Origin of the sequence: Bordetella genomosp. 13 (genome assembly GCF_002119665.1) — a bacterium.
Taxonomy (GTDB): Bacteria; Pseudomonadota; Gammaproteobacteria; order Burkholderiales; family Burkholderiaceae_B; genus Bordetella.
In genome coordinates this window covers 4791428-4814983 of the sequence record NZ_CP021111.1, presented here as the reverse complement: position 1 = coordinate 4814983, position 23556 = coordinate 4791428, and the positions used below count along the sequence as shown (strand labels likewise).

Genomic DNA, 23556 nt, shown 5'->3' with positions numbered 1-23556 from the left:
TGGCTAGCCCGAATCCGTATAGACCACTGGCGGGCGTGCCGCAGCCAGCCATTCGCGCGCCATCTCGTCGGCGCGCGCCTTGATCCACGCGCCGGCCGCGCGCACGGCGTGGGCGGGCGCCGTGTGGTCGCGCAGGATCAGGTAATAGCCGCCGGAACCCAGCATGACTTCGTTGAACGGCGCCGCCAGTTCGCCCGATGCCAGCATCTTGCGCACCAGCAGCCGCGGCATGATAGCCACGCCGAGCTCGGCCCGCACGGCCTCGACCATGACGGAGTAGTGGTCGTACTCCTGGGCCTGGCCGTCGAATTCCAGGCCGGGAGCCAGCGTGCGCCGCCACTCGTCCCATGCAGTGGGATACAGCACGTGCTGCAGCCGCGGCACGCGCCGCAGGTCGGCATAGTCGCGCAAGGGCAGCCGCTCGCACAGCGCGGGGCTGGCGATCACGCACATCTCGCGGCCGAACAGGTACTGGTCCCGCGCCCCTTGCCAATTGCCCCGTCCGAAGCGGATCTCGGCGTCCAGGTCGCTGCGGCCGACGCGACCGCCCACGGGACGGGTGCGCATCTGGAGTTCGATGGCGGGATGCTCCTGGGCGAAGCGGGGCAGCAGCGCGACCAGCCAGAACTGCAGCACGGCGGGCGGCGCGAGAAAGGTGACGATCGCGCGTTGCTCGGCCGGCGCCGATACGCGTTCGACGGCGTATTGGATCTGCTCCAGTGCCGGCTCGATGGCGTCGAGGAACTGGATGCCCGCCTGCGTCAGCGCCACGCCGCCGGCGCGGGTGAGCAGCGGCACGCCCAGGTGTCTTTCCAGCAGCCCGATATGCTTGCTGACCGCGCTTTGCGTCAGGTGCAGATAATCGGCCGCGCGAGTGAAGCTGCCCAGCCGTGCCACGGCAATGAAGACCTGCAGCGATAGCAGCGAGAAAGGCGGTCGTGACGGCGTCATGGCGGCGCGGCATAGAGGGGAAGGCAGGCAGCTTTCCCGTTTCGATCCGCATTCTAGAGCGCTGCGCGGCGGCGTTCGCCTGCCCCTGGTATATACCCCTACGTGTCGCGCTTTGCGGCTGAGGCGCGCTTGTCGGGCTGCCTCGTTGCCAGGTCAGCGTGCCGCGTCCGTCGCCAGCGCGGGCGCCTTGCCGCGGGTCCGCCGGTCGGTGGCCACCGACACCGCCCACAGTGCCAGCCCGCCCAGTGCCAGCAGGGTGCCCACCCAGCCCGTCGACGTCCAGCCGAAGCCGGCCGCGATCGCCAGCCCGCCCAGGTACGGGCCCAGCGCATTGGCGGTATTGAATGCGGAATGGTTCAGCGCTGCCGCCAGGCCTTGCGCGTCTTCGGCCACGTCCATCAGGCGCGTCTGCAGCACCGTGCCCAGCGCGCCGCCGCAGCCGATCAGGAACACCGACAGGCCCAGCGTCCAGATGTTGCCGGCCATCAGCGGGAACAGCGCCAGCGCGCCGGCGCTCCAGACGAGCATCAGGCCCGCGGTGCGCATCAGCGCCCGGTCGGCGAACAGCGGCACCACCATGTTGCCCACGGTGAATCCCACCCCGAACATGCTGAGCACGACGGGCACCATGGCAGGCGACACGCGCGTCACTGCCATCATGGTGTCGGCCATGTAGGTGTACACCGCAAACAGGCCGCCGAAGCCGATCGCGCCGATGCCCAGCGTCAGCCATACCTGGCCGCGCTTGAGCGCGCCCAGTTCGCGCAGCGGGCTGGCATGCGGGTCGGCCGGCGTATCGGGCGCGAACAGGCGCACGCACGTCATGGTGAGCACGCCCAGCAGGGCCACCAGCGCGAAGCTCCAGCGCCAGCCCACCGCCTGGCCCAGCCAGCTGGCCATGGGAACGCCCACTATGGTGGCGCAGGTCAGGCCCAGGAACACGCGGCCCACCGCCAGCGTGCGCCGGTTCTCGGGCACCAGCGAGCTGGCCACCAGCGCGGCGATGCCGAAATAGGCGCCATGCGGCAGGCCGCTGATGAAGCGGAACGCCAGCATCCAGTGATAGTCGGGCGCCAGCGCCGAAAGGCCGTTGCCGACCGCGAACATCGCCATCAGCAGGATCAGCAGCGTGCGGCGCGGCAGCCGCGCGCCCAGCACGGCCAGCACGGGGGCGCCCACCACCACGCCCAGCGCGTAGGCGCTGATGACGTGGCCGGCGGTGGGGGCGTCGATGCCCAGGCTTGCCGCGAAATACGGCAGCAGGCTCATGGAGGCGAATTCGGTGGTGCCGATCGCGAAGCCGCCAACGGCAAGCGCGAACAGTACCAGGCCCGGTTGTTGCGGCCGGGCATTGACGTCAGTCATGCGTACATCCTTGGTAAAACGAGTGCTGCGTTCAGCGCCGTGTCAGCCCGCGACAGCGGCGCGGCGCGAAGGGGCGATTGAATCACGAATGCATGACACAGGTGTCCATACCCATGCCGGTTGTGGACACAATCGTCGCCCGCATCGGGCATGACGTTTGCTGGTGCCTCCGGTTCTTCAGGAGGTTCCCATGCCAGACTCGTCCCCTACCGCGGCGCCCATGGCTGGCGCCGTCGACGCCACGCTGCACGTCAATGGCGCCGCCTACGAACTCAAGCTCGATCCCCGCGCCACATTGCTGGACACGCTGCGCGAGACCCTGCATCTGACCGGCACCAAGAAGGGCTGCGACCATGGCCAGTGCGGCGCCTGTACCGTGCACGTGGATGGCCGCCGCGTGAACGCCTGCCTCACGCTGGCCGCGTCGGTCGGCGACAGCGAGGTCACGACGATAGAAGGACTGGGCACGCCGGACGCGCTGCATCCGATGCAGGCGGCCTTCGTCGCCCACGACGGCTACCAGTGCGGCTACTGCACGGCCGGGCAGATCATGTCGGCCACCGCGCTGTTGTCCGAGCCTTGCGGTCCCGGCGACGACGAGGTGCGCGAATTGATGAGCGGCAATATTTGCCGCTGCGGCGCCTATTCGAACATCGTCGCCGCGATCCAGGACGTGCGCGGGAAGAGGTGACGCCATGGAGACCTTTCGCTACAGCCGCGCGGCCGACGCCGCCGAAGCCGTACGCATGGCCGCCGCGGAGCCGGCCCACGTGCGCTTTCTTGCCGGAGGCACCACGCTGGTCGACCTGATGAAGCTGGACGTCGAGACGCCGCAGCACGTGGTGGACATCGGCCGCATCGGCCTGGACCAGGTCGAGGTGGCCGAGGACGGCAGCGTGCGCATCGGCGCCATGGTGCGCAATGCGGACCTGGCCCACCATGCATACGTGCGCGCGCACTATCCGGTGCTGTCCCAGGCCCTGCTGGCAGGCGCCTCCGCGCAGCTGCGCAACATGGCGACCACCGGCGGCAATCTGCTGCAGCGCACGCGCTGCGTGTACTTCCGCGATCGCGCCTCGCCGTGCAACAAGCGCGAGCCGGGCACGGGCTGTTCGGCCATCGGCGGCTACAACCGCAACCTCGCCGTGCTGGGCACCAGCGAGCATTGCATCGCGTCCAATCCCTCGGACATGAACGTGGCGTTGATGGCGCTGGGCGCGAGCGTGCAGGTGCAGGGCGCCGGCGGCATGCGCACCATCCCGATTGCCGACTTCTATCTGCTGCCGGGCGACACGCCGCATCGCGAGACCGTGCTCGAGCCCGGAGAGCTGATTACCGCCGTAGTGCTGCCGCGGCTGCCCAGCGGCACGCGCTCGGCTTACCTCAAGCTGCGTGACCGCGCCTCGTATGAATTCGCGCTGGCCTCGGCGGCGGTGGTGCTGCACGTCAATGGCGGGCGCATCGACCACGCGGGAATCGCGCTTGGCGGTGTAGGCACGCGCCCCTGGCGTTGCCCACAGTCCGAACAGGCCTTGCTGGGCCAAGCGCCGGACAGCGAGCCCTATGCCCAGGCCGCTCGCGCGGCGGTGCGCGACGCCGTGCCCCAAAGCGAGAACGCATTCAAGATCGAACTGGCGCAGCGCTGCCTGGTGCATGCGCTGGCCACGACCGTGCCGCCGCACCACGCGTAGGAGCAATGCCCATGGAACCCATCCGGCTTTCCCATCCCGAGGCCGTCAGCAATCCATACCCGCGCATCGACGGACCGCTGAAGGTCAGCGGCACGGCCCGCTACGCGGCGGATTTCAATCTGCCGGGCATGCTGTATGGCGTGCCCGTATGCGCCACCATCGCACATGGCCGCATCGCGGAGCTCGACGTGACGCGCGCCGAAGCCGTGGCCGGCGTGCGCGCGGTACTGCATCGCGGCAACTGTCCGCCGTTGCGCCGTGCCGAGAAAGGCAGCATCGACGAGAAGCGTCCGCCGTTCGAGGACGACGTGATCCGCTACTACGGCCAGTACGTGGCCCTGGTGGTGGCCGACACGCTGGAGATCGCCACGGCGGCCGCCCGCCTGGTGCGCGCGCGCTACGACGCGCAGACGCCCGACGTGTCGCCTCCCGGGCCCGTGACCGAGGCCGATACGCCGGACGTAGAGAGCGAGCGCGGCGACGCTGTCTCTGCCTACGACAGCGCGGAGGTGCGCATCGACGCCACCTACACCACGCCGGTCGAGACCCACAATGCCATCGAGATGCACGCCTGCGTGGCGGACTACAACGGGCAGACCTACACGCTGTACGAGACCAGCCAGGGAGTGGTGAACCATCGCGACGTGATGGCGCAGATGCTGGACGTGGAGCCTGCGCACGTGCGGGTGGTGTCGCTGTTCCTGGGCTCGGGCTTCGGCGGCAAGCTGTGGCCCTGGCCGCATTCGCTGCTGGCCGCCGCGGCTTCCTGCAAATTGCACCGTCCCGTGAAAGTCGTGCTAGCGCGCGCCATGACCTTCCATGGCACGGGCCATCGTCCCTACACGCGCCAGCGCTTTCGCCTGGGTGCGACGAAGGAGGGGCGCCTGGTGTCCGTGCAGCACCACTACGTCAGCCAGGGCTCGCTGCTGGACGAATACACGGAGTACTGCGCCGAGGCCACGCCGCGCATGTACAGCACGCCGAATCTGAAGGTGTGCTCGGGCATGGCGCGCCGCAACGTGGGCACGCCCACGTCGATGCGGGGCCCCGGTGCCGTGCCGGGCCTGTATGCCTACGAGTCCGCCATGGACGAGCTGGCCATCGCGCTGGGCAAGGACCCGGTTGAACTGCGCTTGATGAACGAGCCCGAGAAGGACGAGAGCAACGGTTTGCCGTTCTCGTCGCGCCATCTGCGCGAATGCCTGACCACTGGCGCCGATCGGTTCGGCTGGTCGCGGCGCACCCCCGCCGTCGGATCGATGAAGAGAGGCGAGCTGACGTTGGGATGGGGCATGGCATCGTGCTCATGGCTGGGATACCGCATGCCCACCGAGGCCACAGTCAGCCTGCACGCCGACGGCTCGGCGCGCGTGCTGTGCGCGGCACAGGACCTGGGCACCGGCACCTACACCGTGCTGGCGCAACTGGTCAGTGCCGAGACGGGCCTGCCGCTGGACCGCATCGAAGTGCGGCTGGGCGATTCGGACCTGCCGCCCGGGCCGACGTCCGGCGGCTCGGGCGCCACCGCGTCCGTCGTGCCGGCCGTACTGCAAGCCGCGCGCCATGCCGTGCGGGCAGCCATCGGCTTATGCGTCCAAGGCGAGGGCGCCTGGGCTGGCCGGCCGGTGGACGACCTGTGCTGTCGCGACGGCGGCATCGGGCCTGCAGATGGGGATGAATGCGTGCCGCTGCAGCGCGTGCTGCTGCAGGCAGGCGTGGAGTCCGTATCGGGCCAGGGCAAGGCCGGCTCGGGCGGCGACGTGAAGAAGCGCTATTCGGTGAATTCCTACGGCGCCCACTTCGCGGAAGTGACCTGGCATCCCGCCACCGCGCGCCTGCGCGTGTCGCGCGTCGTGACGGTGATCGACGGCGGCCGCATCGTGAACCCGCGCACCGGCCGCAACCAGATAGAGGGCGCGGTCATCATGGGCGTAGGCATGGCGCTGTTCGAACACACGCAATACGACCCGCGCAGCGGCGCGCCCGTGAACAGCAATCTGGCGGATTACATCGTGGCGACGCACGCCGATGCGCCGGAACTGGATGTGATGTTCCTCGATTATCCCGACACGGTGTGGAACGAGGTGGGCGCGCGCGGGATCGGCGAGATTGGTCTGGCGGGGATCGCGGCCGCGATCACCAATGCGGTGTATCACGCGACGGGCGTTCGGGTGCGCGATCTGCCGGTGAGGATCGAGGATTTGTTGGAGGCTCGGCTGGCCGCGTAGGACAGGCTAGAAGGAGAGATTTGCGGGGCTCGCTAAGTCCGGCTGCAGTGAGATTCTGTTGATCGGTGTTTGATAACGTGGCAGCCTTCGAAGTGTCAGTTCGTCGGTAGATTTTGGCGGCGTGGATTTGTCGTTTCGAAACAAGGGCTTATCGGAAGAGTGTTCCCCGCGCATGCGGGGATGAACCGCCGGAACACCAGGAGAAGTACGACGCCGCCATGTGTTCCCCGCGCATGCGGGGATGAACCGAGCATGGACATCATTCAGCCGCGCGTCATCGCGTGTTCCCCGCGTATGCGGGGATGAACCGGTTGGGCCGCCACCACACGGGAAGCGCTGTCTCGTGTTCCCCGCGTATGCGGGGATGAACCGTCCATCGGTGCCGGCAAGTCCTGGCAGTTCCCGTGTTCCCCGCGCATGCGGGGATGAACCGCCGCGTTGACCTTCTACGCCGAGAACGACATTGTGTTCCCCGCGCATGCGGGGATGAACCGTAGTGTGATTCAGCGCCGCACTACTTTGCTGCGTGTTCCCCGCGCATGCGGGGATGAACCGGTTACGCCGTAAACTTGGTCCTCGGCTGCAATGTGTTCCCCGCGCATGCGGGGATGAACCGGCCCGCGCCCTGGACGTGCTCGGATACCTGCCGTGTTCCCCGCGCATGCGGGGATGAACCGCTGACAGCCCCGTTCGGGTTCTACGACCTGAAGTGTTCCCCGCGCATGCGGGGATGAACCGTTGATCGAGGGATCGGTCAGTACCGCGGCGAAGTGTTCCCCGCGCATGCGGGGATGAACCGCGCTATTACGATGCACAAGAGGCAATGCAGATGTGTTCCCCGCGCATGCGGGGATGAACCGCGCTACTTCATCCGCGAGGTGATGGCCCTGACGTGTTCCCCACGCATGCGGGGATGAACCGTAGTCGGCCGGAATCTGCCGCTCGTCCTCGATGTGTTCCCCGCGCATGCGGGGATGAACCGTTTTGGATATAAGTGGCGTAGCTGCTGATGAAGTGTTCCCCGCGCATGCGGGGATGAACCGGCCAGCATGCAGTACACGCCTGACCGGCGAAAGTGTTCCCCGCGTATGCGGGGATGAACCGGTGAAGGAGCGCGCCACCGTCTCGCTGCGCGCGTGTTCCCCGCGTATGCGGGGATGGACCGACGGTCGCGGCGCCGGCGACGGAGGGGGGTGATGTGTTCCCCGCGTATGCGGGGATGAACCGCGGGGGGGAGAACCGCACGAGCCTGGGCTACCCGTGTTCCCGCGTATGCGGGGGATTAGCCCTCCTTGCAGCGCTTCATCCATTCACGTGTGTCTCGGGCGCATGCAGACGAGGCGGAGTTCTCCGAACCGTGCGGTTGTGGTCACGGCGCACACATGGAAGCGGGTGCGGGACATGCTCGGCAGCACTGAACAGACCTCTTGTGCGAAGTCTTGAATGCGGGGTGCCCACATTTCCTCGTCAGAATGCTCCCTGCTTCCGGGATGGGCTTCAGCAATCCGCCAAGGTGATGTCTAGCGTCGCTCGCGGCAACATGCGCGGCTGCAGCCTTTCCCACAAGCATTTGAAGCCCACGTCGCGGATATATCGAGCGCTCACGATCAGGGGCTGCCGCTACGCCTCTGGTTACTAGTTCCCATAAAAGTGCCGGCAGTCGTGCAATAACCGGGACATAATGGTTGTGCAATGTTTAGTTTCTGTTGTACATATTTATTCATATAAATCTAAGAGATTGGCCGTGCCCGAATCCGTCGACAGCGCCCCGACTACATTCAGCCAGCTTTCTCCGGCAGCCAGAGCCATCTGGGCAAAGAGCGGGGAGGGTAGTGGGCACGGGTTGCTGGCCCATATGCTTGATGTTGCCGCGGTCGCGCAAAGGATTTGGCAGGGCACACCTCGACCTTTCAAAAGAAAAATTGCAGCGCGCATGGGCTTGCCCCATGCCCACGCGGGCCGTTGGATTGCCACGCTGGTGGGTTTGCACGATTTCGGCAAAGCCATCCCCGGGTTTTATGCAAAATGGCCGGAAGCCATGGCAGCAAGCCGAGCTGCCGCTTTGCAGTTCAATGACCGATCACTGCACGTCACGAACCACTCTTGCGCGACGGCGGCCTTGCTTGCGCCTGCGTTGCGTAAATTGGTAGATGCAGAGTCCATATGGCTGCTCCACGCTATTGGGGCAATCAGCGCACATCACGGCTACCATTTCTCGTCGACCGAGATCGCCGCGGCGAAACCTTTGCGCGAAGACAAGGTATGGTCCGAGGCCCGATTCGAACTGCTCGCGGCCTACTGGCGCGTCATGGCGCCGCAGGGTCGGCCAGTGAGCGACGAGTTGGATCTACCGACGGTCAACTGGCTGGCCGGCTTGACCAGCGTGGCGGATTGGATTGGCTCTAACGTCGACTGGTTCGCCATGGGCGAGCGGCATGATGACCTGCTGCAGTATTTTGGTCATGCGTTGGAATTGGCCGAGACAGCGTTAGCGTGCGTACCTTGGCCGTCATCACGCACGTTTCTCCCTGTAGAAGCGTCCACCGATGAGTTGATCTGCAGGATCATTGGAGTGGATAGCCAAGTTAGCGCCAGACCGTTGCAGCATGCCGGGGAACTTTTGCTTAGCAAGGCACAGGGGCCTGCTCTAATGCTGGTCGAGGCCCCCATGGGCGAAGGAAAAACCGAACTCGCGCTGCTGGCGTGTCTGAGGCTGCAGACACTCAACGATCACCGTGGCCTCTTCATGGCGTTGCCGACGCAGGCCACGGGCAACGCCATGTTCAAACGCGTCGTCGGTTTTCTCCAGCGATTCGCGCAAGCGGACACCGATATACAACTGGTCCATGGCGGTGCGCTGCTGAACGAGGACATGCAGAATCTACGCGATGTAGACCATTCGCGTGGCGAAACGGTCTCTGCGGCTGCTTGGTTCACTCCACGTCGTCGCCCGTTGCTTTCCCCTCATGGGGTGGGCACCATCGATCAGGCGCTGTTTGGCGTATTGAACGTCAAACATCATTTCGTTCGTCTGTTCGGCCTTTCCAACCGCGTCGTGGTACTTGACGAAGTCCATGCCTACGACACCTATACCTCCGGACTGATCGAATGCCTGTTGCGGTGGCTGAAAGCGTTGGGATGTTCCGTCGTACTGATGAGCGCAACATTGCCCCGGCATCGGCGCGATGCACTTCTACAGGCCTGGAACATACCGAATGAAGAATCGCCAGAGCTGCCGTATCCGCGCGTATTGGTTGCTAGCGGGAGCGGTGTGTACGCAGAAACGTTTGCCGCGCGACCGTTGCCTCCCGTGACGGTAAGTGGCCTGAGTGAAGACCTTGCAGAAATAGCGCTGCTATCGATGCGGCAGGTCGAGCACGGTGGTTGCGGTTTGGTCGTCGCCAATACCGTCGAACGCGCACAAGCCTTGTATCGACTGCTTGAAGGTCAACTGGACAACGACAGTAGTCTCATGCTGTTCCATGCGCGTTATCCGGCTGAGCAGCGTACATCGATCGAGCAGGCCGTTCTGGCCGCTTTTGGCGCCCACGGTCAACGGCCAGCCAAGGCCATCCTGATCGCAACCCAAGTCGCAGAACAGTCCTTGGACGTTGACTTCGATTTTGTAATAACCGACTTGGCTCCGGTCGACCTGCTGCTGCAGCGGGTAGGTCGCCTGCATCGCCACGAACGCATACGACCCGATTCGCATAGTGTGCCGCGAGTGCACGTCGCCGGCCTGGGCGGTAAACAGCTGCCGGAACTGAAGGAAACCGCATGGGAGTACGTGTACGACCCTTACATTCTGGGCCGGACATGGGCAATCCTGTCGCGTATGAACTCAGTCGAACTGCCGGAGGACATAGATCGTCTAGTGCAGCAAGTCTATGGTGACCACGAACTACCGGAAGACCTCGAAGCGCAAGCGCGTGCCTTCATCGAAATAGAGTCATACGGCAAGTACCGAGCTCGGGTCACGAGGGAACGGCAGCAATGGCTGAACATTTCCATCGACCCATCCGAGGAGCCGCAAGCCGCCTATGTGGGAAAACCTCGCGGCGCCGATGAAGACGAGCTGCTAGGGCAAGTCAATCAGACGCGGTTGGGGAGGGAGTCAGTGACTCTAGTTCCTGTCCATGTCGCGGCGGATGGATGGTGCATTGAGCCGTATGGCGAGTGCTTCGACCCCAACGCGCCCGTATCAGATGATTTGGCCAAGCGTCTCTATGCAAGGCACGTCCGGGTGTCCGGCAAGGCTTGCGTCGCGCACTTCAGCGCCCAACCCATACCCGTAGCCTTCGAAATGCACGCATTGCTTCAGAATTTCCATCCGCTGGTGCTGCGGGATGGTTGGTACTCATCGCAAGATTTAACGCTAGGCCTACACGAGACTTTGGGCCTGCTGCAAGCAAACGATACTCGCTTGGCGGACGATACACATGCCCAAACACTTCAACCTGCTTGACGAGCCCTGGTTGCCGGTACGGCTGGCCGATGGAGAAAACGTCGACGTGGGACTGCGCGACCTCTTCGCGCGCGCCAACGAAATACGCGCATTGTCGGATACCGAGCCGCCCAGCCTTATCGCACAATATCGGGTGTTGCTCGCGATCGTGCACTCGGCGCTGACCCAATCGCTGGGAAAGTGGACCGACCGGCAACGCGCTCAGTGGTATGAAAACGGTTTGCCCATTCAGGACATCCTGGGCTATCTGGCGCATTGGCAGGACCGCTTCTGGCTCTTTCACGATGAGCATCCCTTCATGCAGGTGGCTGTGCTGGCTCATGCTGAAGAGACTCGCGACAAGCTCAAACCTTGGACGCAAGTCGGGTTGGCGCATGCCACCGGCAATACCCCTGCGGTGTTCGATCATTCCGTCGACTCGCAGCCGACCGCCGTTCCTCCGGCACGCGGCCTACGCAGCCTATTGGGATTCTTGCAGTTCACTCCCGGCGGTTTGGTAAAGACCTTCCGTGATTCCGACAAGGCCGGTGCATTGGCGAACACGGCGGCCTCGTTGCCCATGGGGGAGACGCTTTCTAAAACTTTGTGCCTGGCGCTGCACGCTGCCAGCCGCGATGGAGTGAACGATATCCCCGCCTGGCAACAACCGTCCGTTACGCTTGCTCAACTCAAGGCCGACGCAGTCCTTGCTACCGGTCCCAATGACCGCTACACCCGATTGAGCCGTGCCGTGCAGTTCGTGCCTGAGGAAGACGGGTCGATTCGATGGTTGCGTTTCGGCGCAGGTTTGGCATTAGCGGACGATGTCAATGCGCCCGATCCTATGGCGAGCTACCGTGAAGGTTCGGTCGGCAAGGTTCGGTTGACCTTCACCGAGGGGCGTGCGTTCTGGCGTGACTTGCCAAGCCTATTGCCCAATCCGAGCGGCAAGACCAGCCCGGCCGCGGTGCTTCAGTCCGCAGCAAATCTTCAGGCGCATCTGCTCCAGCATGATGGCTATCAGCCTGTCTGGGTTGCGGGCCTTGCCAGCGATCAGGCGAAGCTTCTGCGCTGGAGATCCGAACAGTTCACCCTGCCGGTGAGTCTGCTAGAAGATCCGGACAATGCACGCGAACTTGCCGTGCTGATAGATCATGCGGATAAGCTTTTCTACGAAGTCCGAAGCCTGGGCAGTCGGATGGTGGCCGATGCCTTGCCCGACGGAGAAAGCAAGGATACCCGGGCTCGTGCCCGTGACATGTTCGACCGTGGGCCTGCTGCCGCAACTTTCTTCTCACGTGCCGAGCAAGCGTTGCCAGAAATTCTGAATCTGTTGGCAGCTGGTTCTTGGGCAAAGGCGGGAACAACTTGGCGTGACGCCTTGCGCGAGGCAGCCCATGCTGCTTGGTCGCATGTGCAAGTAAGTCTTGGCGCCTCTGCGCGCGCCTTGCGCGCAGATGCCAAGTACTGGCCGCGATTCAATGGGTTGTTCAAGGCTCACTTGCCTATCTCGCAGGAAAACATATCCCCCCAGGAGGTCTGACGTGAGCGATCACGCCAAGAAATTTGTTGACCATTTGCACGCGCTCAAACTTAACAATCGTGGTGCGCTTGCAGTCCTGCGCCGCAGCCTTGCCTTTCCGCCTGGTTCTTACCCACCCGCCTATCCGTTCGTAGAGCGCTTCGTCCCAGTTGACAGCCATGCGCAGGATGGGCGTCGCCTGTCGCTGTACCTGTCGGCTGCGCTCTATGCCATACATCCAGAAAGCGCCGAACAAGGGTTCGCAGCAAGTTTGGGAAAGCTGTTTATTGCACTCGACAAGCGACCAAGCCTCGAGCAGCGTTTCGTCGCATTGCTAGGCACGGATGCGGAAGGTTTGCCGGATCATCTCCGCCAGGCGGTAAGCCTGCTGGCGGCAGCGGGCATCGGTTTCGATCATGCCGCACTCGCTGACGACCTGACTCCGTGGCTGCAACCTAACTTCACCCGCTACCCCGAACGCTTGGAAGCCATACGCCAGCGTTGGGCTCGTGATTACTACCGCAACGCTCTGACAGGCAATGCGCCTGATAGCGCCCCTAACTAAAGGACGAGTGACCTCATGAGCTTCATCGAACTGCACCTCATCCAGAACTTCGCTCCCTCCAACCTGAATCGCGACGACACCGGGGCGCCCAAGGATGCGATTTTCGGAGGCCAACGCCGTGCACGAGTCAGCAGTCAATGCTTCAAGCGTGCCATCCGCCTGGCGGCGCAAGAGTGGGATCTAGTTCCTACCGAATATCGCGGTGTGCGTACCAAGAAACTGAAGAGTTTGCTGCTTGAACGTCTGGGCGATCGCGATCCCGAAGAGGCAGCTCTCAAGATCGACAACGCGCTTGCGGCGGCCGGACTCAAGGTCAAGGAAGATGGGAAAACCGAGTATCTCTTGTTCCTCGGAGCCGCCGAGATCGAAGGCTTTGCACGGCTGATATCTCAACACTGGGATGAGCTGGGCGTGACGACAGGGGAGAAGAAGAGCAAGAAGGACGCCAAGGCAGGAATTCCGCCTGAAATTGTGAAGAACGCAAAAGCTATATTGGATGGCGGGAAGGCGGTGGACGTTGCAATGTTCGGCCGTATGCTTGCCGATATGCCCGGCGTGAACAAAGACGCGGCGTGCCAAGTGGCGCATGCGATTAGTACGCACCGCGTGGAACGCGAATTCGATTACTTCACCGCTGTGGACGACCACGGAGGGGCAGACGGGACAGGAGCCGGCATGATCGGCCAAGTCGAGTTCAACTCTGCCACCCTTTATCGTTATGCAGTAATAGACGTGGCCAAGCTCCTGCAGAATCTGCAGGGAGACGAGGAGCTTACGTTGGCCGCGATCGAAGGCTTCGTGCAGGCGACAGTCCGCGCGATTCCTACGGGCAAGCAGAACAGCTTTGCTGCTCACAATGCGCCCGATTTCGTTGGCATTTGCGTACGAAAACTGGCGCCGTTGAGCCTTGCCAACGCTTTCGAGCTGCCGATTCGCCCTCGGCAAGACTTGTCGTTGAGCGCGCAGTCGGTTCATGCACTGGCTGAGTACGAGAGTAAAGTCGCGAACGTATACGCCGATCCCGGCGACCGTTGGGCTTTCCTGGACCTTACCGGCTCATGGCCGACCGACAAGGGCGCGAAGCATGTGCCGTTGGCGGCGCTCGCGCAGTGGACGCGTGAACAGGCGTCGTCAATGGTGGGGAACTGAAGTGGCGACCTTGCTGCTACGGTTGCAAGGGCCGATGCAATCCTGGGGTACGTCCAGCCGTTTCGATGAGCGGGACACGCAGCTAGAGCCTTCGAAATCGGGCGTGATCGGTTTGTTGTGTGCGGCCCTGGGAAGAGATCGCAGTCTGCCTGTGGCGGACTTGGCCGCATTGCGCATGGGGGTGCGGGTGGACCGCGAAGGGGTTCCGATGCGCGACTATCAAACGGCGACCGGAGTCTACATCGCAAGCGGAAAAGCAGACCGCGAGCGCACGGTGGTCAGCCCGCGGTACTACCTTTCCGATGCAGTGTTTTTGGTTGGATTGGAAGGAGAGGACCGCTGTTTGCTTGAAAGCTTACATGCCGCGTTGCGCGCGCCGACCTGGCCCCTGTCTCTTGGTCGCAAGAGCTTCGTGCCGGGGGCTCCCGTGTATCTGCCCGACGGAGTGCTGGATTTGCCATTGCTGGAGGCATTGCAGATGCATCGTAGCCTGTTGAGGACAGGTGCATCATCGTCGACCATGACCGTACGTGCGCTGATAGAGCACGACAGTGAAGGAGCAATCCGACTGGATCAACCTGTCGGCCCGTTTGTTTTGAGGCGGTTCGGCCCGCGCTTCATCCAGTCATTTACCCTGAAAATAGGAGGTGGCGATGCATCTCTCGCAACTGGCGATTGACTTGCGTAGCCATGGCGCTCGTCGTGATCTCGCCGACGCGTACGAGATGCACCGTACGTTATCCCGTGCCTTCGCTGTGGACGCCGCCACTGAGCCCGAGCGTTTTTTGTGGCGCATAGAAGCCGCCGGCGTGTGGGCAGAGCCGATGGTGCTGGTGCAGTCCCGTGCTGAACCGGATTGGTCCCCATTAACGGCTTTAGCCAACTACCTGCGCCAAAGCGTTCACGTCAAACGGTTGGATCTCGATCGTCTTGTTGTTCCAGCTAGGAAATACCGATTCCGCTTTGTGGCCAATCCTACCGTTACTCGCAATGGCAAGCGCTATGGGCTTGCCGCCGAAGCACAGCAGTTGGAGTGGCTTGGCCGCCAGGGCGACAAGCATGGATTCTCGGTGGAAGCCGTCATGGTCGCTGCCAGCGATCGTGTACAAATGCGCAAGAAAGATGCTGGCATACATTTGCAGCGCACGTGCTTCGAGGGGCTTCTGACGGTTCGCGATGCGAATGCAGTCAGTGCAGCGTTGCTGCAAGGAATCGGACCGGGCAAGGCCTTTGGATGCGGAATGCTTAGCATTGCACCCGGCTAGACGCATTTATGCTTCCACCCTTGAAACCGCTTCCCATGAAAGATCGCGTCTCCCTGGTCTTCGTCCAGTACGGGCAGATCGACGTGCAAGACGGTGCGTTCGTGGTGGTGGACCAAACTGGTGTCCGCACACATATTCCCGTTGGTTCGGTGGCGTGCATCATGCTCGAGCCGGGCACGCGAGTGTCGCATGCTGCCATTCATCTAGCGGCGCTTGTGGGCACGCTCTTGGTATGGGTAGGAGAGGCCGGTGTACGGCTGTACGCCAGCGGCCAGCCAGGAGGGGCCAGAGCCGATCGTCTGCTTTATCAGGCCAAGCTGGCATTGGACGATGACCTGAGGCTCAAGGTGGTGCGTAAGATGTACGAGGTGCGATTTGGCGAGCCGGCGCCTGCACGGCGTAGCGTCGAGCAACTTCGCGGCATCGAAGGGGCGCGGGTCAGAGAGACGTACAAATTGCTGGCACGCCAACATGGTGTTGATTGGAAGGCGCGCAACTACGACCAGAAGGCGTGGGACGCGGCGGATGTACCCAATCGATGCCTATCGGCGGCCACGAGCTGCCTGTATGGCATCACCGAGGCCGCTGTGCTTGCCGCGGGTTACGCGCCGGCCGTGGGTTTTATCCATACCGGCAAGCCGCTCTCGTTCGTTTACGACATTGCCGACTTATTCAGATTCGAGACGGTCGTTCCTGTCGCGTTCAAGATTGCCGCGCAGCAACCGTCCGAACCTGAGCGTCAGGTTCGGCTGGCATGCCGAGACGTGTTTCGCGCTAGCAAGTTGCTGGGACGCATCATCCCGACCATCGAAGACGTCTTGGCGGCAGGAGAGATTCCCCTGCCGGAGGCACCTCCCGAATCCGTTCTGCCGGCCATTCCCAATGCGCAAAGCATGGGCGAAGTCGGCCATCGGGCGCAATGATGGCCTTCGTTGTCGTGGTCACCGAGAATGTACCGTCTCGGCTGCGTGGGCGTATGGCGATATGGCTGCTGGAGGTGCGCGCGGGTGTTTATATCGGAGACGTGTCGCAGCGCACGCGTGAGATGCTGTGGCAGCAACTGAGCGAAGGGCATGACCAAGGCAATGTGGTCATGGCGTGGGCCAGTTCACACGAGTCGGGATATGAGTTCCAGACTTTAGGCGAAAGCCGACGCCTGCCCGTGGAGTTTGATGGATTGCAACTGGTGGCATTCCGTCCGATAGAGCCCGGACAGGCGGGGATTTGAGACGCAGGTGGAAGGGCGCCTGTTCCCAGGCTTATGCGCACGCGCGGCCGGCCACCCCGATTTTGCCGTGCAACTGCAGTGCATCGATGCGGACCTACTCGCCAACATAGCGCTCAATAGTAAGCACCCGGCGTAACACACATTGAGCGCGAGCGTTGTCTCCCGATGGTGTCCACCACTTCAGGTGGCCATGTCGAAGACATACTTAGCGGCGGCGGCTAATCGTTGGCCCGCGCGGTGGCGGTGTTCGGCGTTGCGCCCGCACCACGCCTATTGCTTCGCCAACCGGCGGGCCAATCGCATGAAGGGGCTGGCGCTCGACGGTGAGCAGTGGCAAGCGCTTGTGCCGGGCCTGCCGTGGCAGCACGTGGGCGCGGCCGGTGCGATCTCGGTGCTGTGACGCCTGGTCATCGGACAAGACGCCAATACCGCCACTGCGAGCCCTGCGGCATACTGGCAGCCATGAGTACCGCATCCCTGGACCGACTCGATGCGCAGCAGCAGCGAGCGGTGAGCAATTCGCGACGTACAACGCGCTGATCGCTCAACGGGATCAAGCGCTGTACTTCGATTTGTCATGCATTATGGCAAGGAACAGGCGGCCACGGCAGGTCGGAAGCCTTTCAAGCATTCCTATTGCGGAGGATAAAGTTGCGCCGCGTGCAGCACGCGCAAGACCGTGACCATGGTTTCGTCCTCTTCGTAGACGACGATGTAGTTGGCGCGCACCACCATTTCGCGGGTGCCTGGCACACGGCCAGGACGATACAGCTTGGGATGCTCGGGTAGTTCGTTGACTTTGGATTCGACTTCGTCCTTCAGTTTCTGCGCCGCATCGGGACTTTCGTCCGCGATGTAGTCGATATGCTGAAGGAATTCCTCCTGTGCAATCTGCTTCCACTCAAGCTTTGCTGGCACGGCGTTTCCTGTCGATGATGGCCTGTGCCTTGTCCATCACTTGCTTGTGTGGCGTTGTGGGGCGCTTGTCATCCACGGCTTCCTGTACCTTGGCTCGAAACCAATCGTCATAGGCTGCGGGATCGACGGCCAAACCAGCGGGAAGCCCGCCTTCCTTGGCAATGCGGGTTAGCAAGATACGCACGGCATCCGATACCGTCAGTCCGACGTTGGCAAGCGTAGCGGCAGCGGCGGCTTTCAGTTCGTCGTCCACACGGATGTGCAGCATTGAGGTGTGAGCCATGTTTATGCGTTCCAATGAAGTTTCGTCATTTTGCATCTCAATTGAGATGCGCACAAGCTTGCCCTCACCGACGTACCGCATGCCAAACAGCTCATCTTCACCCGCCATGCGGGTTTCATGTACAGGACGAGGTTACTTTGCGTGGCGTCTCGCGCTTGTCTTCATCATTGCGGTGGACATTGAAACCCCTGCGTGGCCTTGCCCCGCTTCTCCTGCCCGACCCGCTGGACGTGCGGCGTGAGTTGTTCGTAGCGGCGGGGGCGACCGATGCGTCGTGACGGATCACGCAGTCGCGCGGCATGGCGTCGGTAGGCCAACGGGGCGGTCTGCAACACTTTGGAGATCGGCTCGACCCCGTGAACCTTCCGGTGCCGGTCGATATAGGTGTTCACCACTTCAACTTGCGGTCGAGTTTCGCCGGCGCGAAAAGAGCACTGGCCGTGCGTCGGATGTCGTTGGCCCGGCGCAGTTCGCGATTCTCCCGCTCCAGTTCCTTGATTCGTTCCCGCTCGCCGGTGGTGACGCCTTCGCGCTGTCCGCTGTCGGCCTCGTGGCGCTTGCCGCAGGTCAGCAGCTTCTGGGCCGAGCAGCCAGTCTTGGGCGCGATGGACTCGACCGTCGCCCGTAGCGACGGATACTCGCTGCGGGATCGCTGCACCAGACGCACGGCGAACTCGCGCACTTCCGGGCAGAACTTGTTCGTTGCCCTTGCTCGTGGCTCGCATTTTGTCAAGAGTTGGAGCCTCCGCAAAACCCGGGGCGGTTCACAGGTATAAATCGGTAGATTCTTGAGAGGGAAATTTGTTCTTTAAAAATATAGGGTTATGCTAAGTGTGTTCCCCGCGCATGCGGGGATGAACCGAAGAAGAGGATGTCATTGAATTCATTATGGATGTGTTCCCCGCGCATGCGGGGATGAACCGGTAGGCGTGCGCATGGTTATTCTTCGGTCAACGTGTTCCCCGCGCATGCGGGGATGAACCGGGGAGACGAGGTTTTCAAGGTGCCGTGCCAGCGTGTTCCCCGCGCATGCGGGGATGAACCGTTATTTTGGTCATGGTGTCCAGTCTCAGAAAGGTGTTCCCCGCGCATGCGGGGATGAACCGATGGATGATCCGCACGGCGACAAAACCGGAAAGTGTTCCCCGCGCATGCGGGGATGAACCGGTCGGCGTTCGCATGGTCAGCCTTCTATCAACGTGTTCCCCGCGCATGCGGGGATGAACCGGCCAAACCTGCCGCCTGATTCTTTGGAATGAAGTGTTCCCCGCGCATGCGGGGATGAACCGGTACCGTCCGGCTTCCGATAGCCGACCACGTGGTGTTCCCCGCGCATGCGGGGATGAACCGTCACGCTGGCGCGACACGGTTGCCCCCAACGCGTGTTCCCCGCGCATGCGGGGATGAACCGTGATGTAGAATTTTGATGCCCTCGGCAGACGTGTGTTCCCCGCGCATGCGGGGATGAACCGCCGCCTTTGCCGCCGCCTACGGCCTGGACACCGTGTTCCCCGCGCATGCGGGGATGAACCGACCATCGCGCACTGGGTGCAGGCGTCGCGCCAGTGTTCCCCGCGCATGCGGGGATGAACCGTGACCATGGATCGCGCCGGGCGTGAAGCCCAGGTGTTCCCCGCGCATGCGGGGATGAACCGATATTGATGACGTCCTCGCGATCCTCGTTGGTGTGTTCCCCGCGCATGCGGGGATGAACCGCGTGCTGGCTGGGTCCCGCAGGTCGCCCCACTGTGTTCCCCGCGCATGCGGGGATGAACCGCACGTCACGTGATGCAGGCGCGCCAGCCGGGCGTGTTCCCCGCGCATGCGGGGATGAGCCGGCGCTCCGTCACACCATGGACGTCCGTCCGTCGTGTTCCCCGCGCATGCGGGGATGAACCGATTTCGGCGAGCGCGAGGTCACGCTGACCGTGGTGTTCCCCGCGCATGCGGGGATGAACCGAACACCTTACCCATGGCGACACGCGCGGCGATGTGTTCCCCGCGCATGCGGGGATGAACCGTTCCGGCTGCAGGTGGCGAGCTCGGGCACCGAGTGTTCCCCGCGCATGCGGGGATGAACCGACACCGCAGTGCGGGCGCCTGCTCGCCGCCCAGTGTTCCCCGCGCATGCGGGGATGAACCGTTTGAGGCCGCGCTGACCGCGGCGCTCCCGACGTGTTCCCCGCGCATGCGGGGATGAACCGGCGCCGGACGGCCGCAACCTCATCGACATGGAGTGTTCCCCGCGCATGCGGGGATGAACCGGCGCCATCGATGCGCATGATGGGCAGGTTTGCGTGTTCCCCGCGCATGCGGGGATGAACCGCTGGCGGGCGGCGGTCATGCCTTCGAGGTCATGTGTTCCCCGCGCATGCGGGGATGAACCGCCTCAGCCCCTGGCTCGCGACGTCACGCTGCCGTGTTCCCCGCGCATGCGGGGATGAACCGAAAACGACGGGCACGGGCCGGTTTCGGACTGGAGTGTTCCCCGCGCATGCGGGGATGAACCGGATGTCGCACGGTTCAGGGCTGATAGCGGAGGGTGTTCCCCGCGCATGCGGGGATGAACCGACGGAGATACGGCCGGCGACGGCGCGCCGCAAGTGTTCCCCGCGCATGCGGGGATGAACTGGTCAGCGGAGGGGCTTGGTACAGGGCTGCCGCGTGTTCCCCGCGCATGCGGGGATGAACCGCAGTGTTTCCAATCAGGGTGATCTGCGTGCCGGTGTTCCCCGCGCATGCGGAGATTAACCGACGTCGCAGCCGATGGCGGCTACACCGCCCGCACCTCAATCCCCGCCTCTTCCAACGCCTTGCGTATCCCTGCCGCGAACGCTTCGGCGCCGGGCTGATCGCCATGGATGCACAGCGTGTCGGGCCGCAGCGGCACGCGCGTGCCATCCGTGGCGCGCACGGCGCCGTCCTGCACCATGCCCAGCACCTGTTCGATCGACGCGTCCAGGTCGGTGATCATGGCGTCGGGCCGGCTGCGCGAGGTGAGCGAGCCGTCTGGCTGGTAAGTACGATCGGCGAACACCTCCTGCGCGGTGCGCAGGCCCACTGACTCGGCGGCCTCTATCCAGCGGCTGCCGGCCAAGCCGTACAGCACCAGGTCGCTGTCCACGTCATGCACGGCCTGGCACAGCGCGCGGGCCAGTTCCAGGTCCTTGGCGGCCATGTTGTACAGCGCGCCGTGCGCCTTTACGTGATGCAGCCGCGCGCCTTGCGAAGCGGCCACGCCAGCCAGCGCGCCGACCTGGTAGACCAGGGCGTCGTACGCTTCCTGCGGCGACACCTGGATGACGCGGCGCCCGAAGCCTGCCAGGTCCTGCAGGCTGGGATGGGCGCCCACGGCCACGCCCTGCGCCAGCGCGGCGGCCACGGTCTTGCGCATGGTGGCGGGGTCGCCGCCGTGAAAGCCACAGGCTATGTTGGCCGACGTGACGTAGCGCAGCACCGCTTCGTCGTTGCCCATGCGCCAGGCGCCGTAGCTCTCGCCCATGTCGCAGTTCAGGTCGATGGTGGATTTCATGGCAGGCTCCGTCATAGTGGCGCGTGCTGCGCGAGCAGTTCGCGCAAGGCTTGCAGGGATGATGACAGGTCGCGATAGGCGCGCTCGCGCGCGTTGTCCAGGCGCTGCGCTTCTTCCAGCCCGATCATCGCGAATCTCACGGACTGGCCGGGCGCGTATTGCGCCAGCAGCGGCAGGTCGGCGCTGGCCACTTGCGCGATCTTGGGATAGCCCCCGGTGGTCTGGCGGTCGGCCATCAGGATGATGGGCTGGCCGCCCGCGGGTACCTGGATAGTGCCGAAGCTCGCGGCTTCGGACAGCATCTCGCGCGGCTTGCTCAGCGCCAGGTTCGGGCCCGTGAGGCGGTACCCCATGCGATCCGACTGCGGGCTGATCTGGAAGGCCTCTTCCACCAGGCGTCGCCGCGAGTCCGCGTCGAAGGCGTCCCAGTGTGCGCCCGGCAGTATGCGCAGGGCCTGGCGCGGCATGTGCACCAGGGGCGCGGGCAGATAGATGCGCAGGTCGTCCAGCGCGCCGGCCAGCGCTTGCATCGCGGCGTCGTCGCCTTGCAGCGGGCGGCGCAGCGGGAGGCGGTCGTCCTTGTTCAGGGCGCGGCCGTGCCAGCCGCCGAAGCCGCTGCGCAGATAGGTGCTTTCGCTGCCCATGACGGGCTCGAGCTCATAGCCGCCATGCACGGCCAGATAGGCGCGCACCCCGCGCTCGTGCCGCGGCCGCGTGGCGAAGGCGAGTACGTCGCCCTGGCGCGCCAGCATCGGGCGCAGGGGCGGCACGGCAATGCCGTTCAGTGTCGCGCCCAGGTCGGCGCCGCCGATGGCCAGGCACGCGGGCGCATCGAAGCGCAGCGTCGGGCCGACCAGCGTGATTTCAAGGGTAGCGTGCGACGCCGTATTGCCGGCCAGCAGATTGGCCAGCCTGTGCGCGCGTTCGTCCATGGCGCCGGCCACCGGGATGCCCAGGTGTTGCAAGCCCGTGCGGCCCGTGTCCTGGAAGGACGACAGCATGCCGGGTTTGAGCACGGTGAGGCCCATGGCGCGTTCCGCGGAGCTCATGACTTCTCCTCGGCGCGCATGCTCGCGAACTGATCGGCGCCGATCGGCACGAAGCGGATGCGATCCCCTGGGGCCAGCAGCGCGGCGGGCTCGCGCGCGGGATCGAACAGCACCAGCGGCGTGGCGCCGATGACGTTCCACCCGCCTGGCAGGTTGCCCGGATAGATGACCGTCTGACGGTTGGCCACGGCTACCGCGCCGGCGGGGATGGCCATGCGAGGGGTGGCGCGCCGCGGAATGGCCAGCCGTTCGTCATGGATGCCGATATAGGCATGGCCCGGTGCGAAGCCCAGCATGAACACCATGCTGGCCGGCCCGCTGTGCATGGCCACCACCTCGTCCGGCGTGACGCCGGCATGTTGCGCCACTTCGGCCAGGTCGGGCCCGTGTTCGCCGCCGTAGCAGACGGGGATTTCGATCAGGCGGCCCGCCGCCGCATCGGGCTGGATGCCGGAGGCCAAGGCGCGCTCGATGCGAGCCGCCAGCTGGCTATGGGTGGGGCCGTCGCCCGTGGGCCGATAGTGCACGGCCACGGCCGTGAAAGACGGAACGATGTCGGTAACGCCCGGTAGCTGCGCGTCGCGCAGCATGCGCGCCGCGGCCAGGCAGACCTGTCCCGTGTGCACGTCCAGCGTGTCGCCGAAACGTATCAGCACGCACCGGTCGCCCTGCGCCTGTATGCGCCAGGGGGTTTCCGGATGCGGGGCGCCGGGGTTGGCGTCGGAGGCGGAACCGGCATGGGGAGCTGCGGCGTTGCTCAATCGTGTCGTCCGCGGCGTGGGCCGGATGGTGGGTTGATGGAATGCCGGCGCCCTCGGGCGCCGGCGGCATTGCTCGAAAACAGCAGCTTACTTCGCGAACAGCGACTCGATGTTCTTGAACGCCTTGAATTCCAGGGCATTGCCCGACGGATCCAGGAAGAACATGGTGGCCTGCTCGCCCACTTCGCCCTTGAAGCGGATGTAGGGCTCGATGACGAAGTCGGTGCCGGCGTCGGTCAGCTTCTTGGCCATGGCTTCCCATTCTTCCATCGACAGCACGGCGCCGAAGTGGCGCACGGGCACGTTGTGCGAATCGACCGCGCTGGTGGCCTTGTGGCCGCATTCGTCGGGCGACAGGTGGGCGACGATCTGGTGGCCGTAGAAGTTGAAGTCCACCCACTCCGGCGAGCTGCGGCCTTCGCTACAGCCCAGCAGTTCGCCATAGAACTTGCGCGCTTCGGCCAGGTCGCGGACGGGGAAGGCCAGGTGGAAAGGGGGCAGGGCGGCTTGGGCAGTCATTGCAAACACTCCGGTCAGACGAGGATTAAAGCAAAGTTGATGACGGCTTAGTGTAAGGATTGTTTTTTTGATTGGAAAACGATATT

19 protein-coding genes, 1 pseudogene, 2 CRISPR repeat arrays and 1 other annotated feature are annotated in these 23556 nt (G+C 63.9%); of the genes and pseudogenes, 11 read left to right on the top strand and 9 right to left on the bottom strand.

Annotated elements, in window-relative coordinates; all coding sequences use genetic code 11:
- Positions 1-3 precede the first annotated feature (3 nt).
- On the bottom strand, positions 4-951 hold the full coding sequence (locus tag CAL15_RS21690; RefSeq protein WP_086080386.1) for a LysR substrate-binding domain-containing protein: 948 nt from the start codon (positions 949-951) through the stop codon (positions 4-6).
- A 153-nt stretch (positions 952-1104) separates the two neighbouring features.
- Complete coding sequence (locus CAL15_RS21685; RefSeq protein ID WP_086080385.1) at positions 1105-2316, bottom strand: MFS transporter; 1212 nt, start codon at positions 2314-2316, stop codon at positions 1105-1107.
- Positions 2317-2506: 190 nt separating this feature from the next.
- On the opposite strand from CAL15_RS21685, the gene CAL15_RS21680 reads away from it, so the two are divergent.
- From CAL15_RS21680 to cas2e, 11 genes are all read left to right on the top strand, one after another.
- Positions 2507-3007 (top strand): (2Fe-2S)-binding protein, encoded by a 501-nt coding sequence (locus CAL15_RS21680; protein WP_086080384.1) that lies wholly within the window; start codon positions 2507-2509, stop codon positions 3005-3007.
- A gap of 4 nt (positions 3008-3011) precedes the next feature.
- A complete protein-coding gene (locus CAL15_RS21675; protein ID WP_086080383.1) occupies positions 3012-4007 on the top strand; it encodes an FAD binding domain-containing protein in 996 nt (331 codons plus the stop codon).
- An 11-nt stretch (positions 4008-4018) separates the two neighbouring features.
- Entirely contained in the window at positions 4019-6235 is a 2217-nt protein-coding gene (locus tag CAL15_RS21670; protein WP_086080382.1) for a xanthine dehydrogenase family protein molybdopterin-binding subunit, read from the top strand.
- A 159-nt stretch (positions 6236-6394) separates the two neighbouring features.
- A CRISPR array of direct repeats spans positions 6395-7462; the repeat unit is 29 nt; unit sequence GTGTTCCCCGCGCATGCGGGGATGAACCG.
- 517 nt (positions 7463-7979) lie between these two features.
- A complete protein-coding gene (gene cas3 / locus CAL15_RS21665) occupies positions 7980-10700 on the top strand; it encodes a CRISPR-associated helicase Cas3' (RefSeq protein ID WP_198299098.1) in 2721 nt (906 codons plus the stop codon).
- Positions 10675-12222: a type I-E CRISPR-associated protein Cse1/CasA gene (gene casA / locus CAL15_RS21660; protein ID WP_086080380.1), complete on the top strand. Its 1548-nt coding sequence runs from the start codon at positions 10675-10677 to the stop codon at positions 12220-12222. The genes cas3 and casA overlap by 26 nt, the downstream gene beginning before the upstream one ends.
- 1 nt (position 12223) lies before the next feature.
- Entirely contained in the window at positions 12224-12766 is a 543-nt protein-coding gene (gene casB / locus CAL15_RS21655; RefSeq protein WP_086080379.1) for a type I-E CRISPR-associated protein Cse2/CasB, read from the top strand.
- 15 nt (positions 12767-12781) lie between these two features.
- A complete protein-coding gene (gene cas7e / locus CAL15_RS21650; RefSeq protein ID WP_086080378.1) occupies positions 12782-13915 on the top strand; it encodes a type I-E CRISPR-associated protein Cas7/Cse4/CasC in 1134 nt (377 codons plus the stop codon).
- A 1-nt stretch (position 13916) separates the two neighbouring features.
- Positions 13917-14594 carry a type I-E CRISPR-associated protein Cas5/CasD gene (cas5e, locus tag CAL15_RS21645; RefSeq protein WP_086080377.1) on the top strand — a complete coding sequence of 226 codons (678 nt, stop codon included), beginning with the start codon at positions 13917-13919 and terminating at the stop codon, positions 14592-14594.
- On the top strand, positions 14569-15180 hold the full coding sequence (cas6e, locus tag CAL15_RS21640; protein WP_086080376.1) for a type I-E CRISPR-associated protein Cas6/Cse3/CasE: 612 nt from the start codon (positions 14569-14571) through the stop codon (positions 15178-15180). The genes cas5e and cas6e overlap by 26 nt, the downstream gene beginning before the upstream one ends.
- Positions 15181-15215: 35 nt before the next feature.
- Positions 15216-16103: a type I-E CRISPR-associated endonuclease Cas1e gene (gene cas1e / locus CAL15_RS21635; protein WP_086080375.1), complete on the top strand. Its 888-nt coding sequence runs from the start codon at positions 15216-15218 to the stop codon at positions 16101-16103.
- Positions 16100-16408 (top strand): type I-E CRISPR-associated endoribonuclease Cas2e, encoded by a 309-nt coding sequence (cas2e, locus tag CAL15_RS21630; protein ID WP_420042520.1) that lies wholly within the window; start codon positions 16100-16102, stop codon positions 16406-16408. Before cas1e ends, cas2e begins: the two co-directional genes overlap by 4 nt.
- Before the next feature lie 633 nt (positions 16409-17041).
- Here the strand turns inward: cas2e and CAL15_RS21625 are convergent.
- The 7 genes and pseudogenes from CAL15_RS21625 to CAL15_RS21595 all read right to left on the bottom strand — a co-directional run bounded on the left by CAL15_RS21625 (position 17042) and on the right by CAL15_RS21595 (position 23470).
- Positions 17042-17326 (bottom strand): type II toxin-antitoxin system RelE/ParE family toxin, encoded by a 285-nt coding sequence (locus CAL15_RS21625; protein WP_086080374.1) that lies wholly within the window; start codon positions 17324-17326, stop codon positions 17042-17044.
- Complete coding sequence (locus CAL15_RS21620) at positions 17310-17609, bottom strand: type II toxin-antitoxin system RelB/DinJ family antitoxin (protein WP_086081236.1); 300 nt, start codon at positions 17607-17609, stop codon at positions 17310-17312. The genes CAL15_RS21625 and CAL15_RS21620 overlap by 17 nt, the downstream gene beginning before the upstream one ends.
- Positions 17610-17818: 209 nt before the next feature.
- Positions 17819-18334 (bottom strand): annotated as a pseudogene (locus CAL15_RS21615) (IS3 family transposase); the annotation flags it as partial.
- Positions 17927-18043: a sequence feature (AL1L pseudoknot), on the bottom strand. (Overlaps the previous pseudogene by 117 nt.)
- Positions 18335-18442: 108 nt before the next feature.
- A CRISPR array of direct repeats spans positions 18443-20363; the repeat unit is 29 nt; unit sequence GTGTTCCCCGCGCATGCGGGGATGAACCG.
- A gap of 19 nt (positions 20364-20382) precedes the next feature.
- Positions 20383-21141 (bottom strand): LamB/YcsF family protein, encoded by a 759-nt coding sequence (locus CAL15_RS21610; RefSeq protein ID WP_086080373.1) that lies wholly within the window; start codon positions 21139-21141, stop codon positions 20383-20385.
- Between the two features lie 11 nt (positions 21142-21152).
- Positions 21153-22169, bottom strand: coding sequence for a biotin-dependent carboxyltransferase family protein (locus CAL15_RS21605; protein WP_086081235.1), 1017 nt, complete (start codon positions 22167-22169; stop codon positions 21153-21155).
- Positions 22170-22186: 17 nt separating this feature from the next.
- Positions 22187-22951, bottom strand: coding sequence for a 5-oxoprolinase subunit PxpB (gene pxpB / locus CAL15_RS21600; RefSeq protein ID WP_086080372.1), 765 nt, complete (start codon positions 22949-22951; stop codon positions 22187-22189).
- 87 nt (positions 22952-23038) lie between these two features.
- Complete coding sequence (locus CAL15_RS21595) at positions 23039-23470, bottom strand: VOC family protein (RefSeq protein WP_086080371.1); 432 nt, start codon at positions 23468-23470, stop codon at positions 23039-23041.
- Between the last annotated feature and the right edge of the window lie 86 nt (positions 23471-23556).

What these genes read in the sequence shown, in the direction of transcription:
- CAL15_RS21690 (WP_086080386.1), bottom strand. Translation starts at nt 951, where the DNA reads ATGACGCCGTCACGACCGCCTTTCTCGCTGCTATCGCTGCAGGTCTTC.
- CAL15_RS21685 (WP_086080385.1), bottom strand. Translation starts at nt 2,316, where the DNA reads ATGACTGACGTCAATGCCCGGCCGCAACAACCGGGCCTGGTACTGTTC.
- CAL15_RS21680 (WP_086080384.1), top strand. Translation starts at nt 2,507, where the DNA reads ATGCCAGACTCGTCCCCTACCGCGGCGCCCATGGCTGGCGCCGTCGAC.
- CAL15_RS21675 (WP_086080383.1), top strand. Translation starts at nt 3,012, where the DNA reads ATGGAGACCTTTCGCTACAGCCGCGCGGCCGACGCCGCCGAAGCCGTA.
- CAL15_RS21670 (WP_086080382.1), top strand. Translation starts at nt 4,019, where the DNA reads ATGGAACCCATCCGGCTTTCCCATCCCGAGGCCGTCAGCAATCCATAC.
- casA (WP_086080380.1), top strand. Translation starts at nt 10,675, where the DNA reads ATGCCCAAACACTTCAACCTGCTTGACGAGCCCTGGTTGCCGGTACGG.
- cas7e (WP_086080378.1), top strand. Translation starts at nt 12,782, where the DNA reads ATGAGCTTCATCGAACTGCACCTCATCCAGAACTTCGCTCCCTCCAAC.
- cas6e (WP_086080376.1), top strand. Translation starts at nt 14,569, where the DNA reads ATGCATCTCTCGCAACTGGCGATTGACTTGCGTAGCCATGGCGCTCGT.
- cas1e (WP_086080375.1), top strand. Translation starts at nt 15,216, where the DNA reads ATGAAAGATCGCGTCTCCCTGGTCTTCGTCCAGTACGGGCAGATCGAC.
- cas2e (WP_420042520.1), top strand. Translation starts at nt 16,100, where the DNA reads ATGATGGCCTTCGTTGTCGTGGTCACCGAGAATGTACCGTCTCGGCTG.
- CAL15_RS21620 (WP_086081236.1), bottom strand. Translation starts at nt 17,609, where the DNA reads ATGGCTCACACCTCAATGCTGCACATCCGTGTGGACGACGAACTGAAA.
- CAL15_RS21610 (WP_086080373.1), bottom strand. Translation starts at nt 21,141, where the DNA reads ATGAAATCCACCATCGACCTGAACTGCGACATGGGCGAGAGCTACGGC.
- CAL15_RS21605 (WP_086081235.1), bottom strand. Translation starts at nt 22,169, where the DNA reads ATGGGCCTCACCGTGCTCAAACCCGGCATGCTGTCGTCCTTCCAGGAC.
- CAL15_RS21595 (WP_086080371.1), bottom strand. Translation starts at nt 23,470, where the DNA reads ATGACTGCCCAAGCCGCCCTGCCCCCTTTCCACCTGGCCTTCCCCGTC.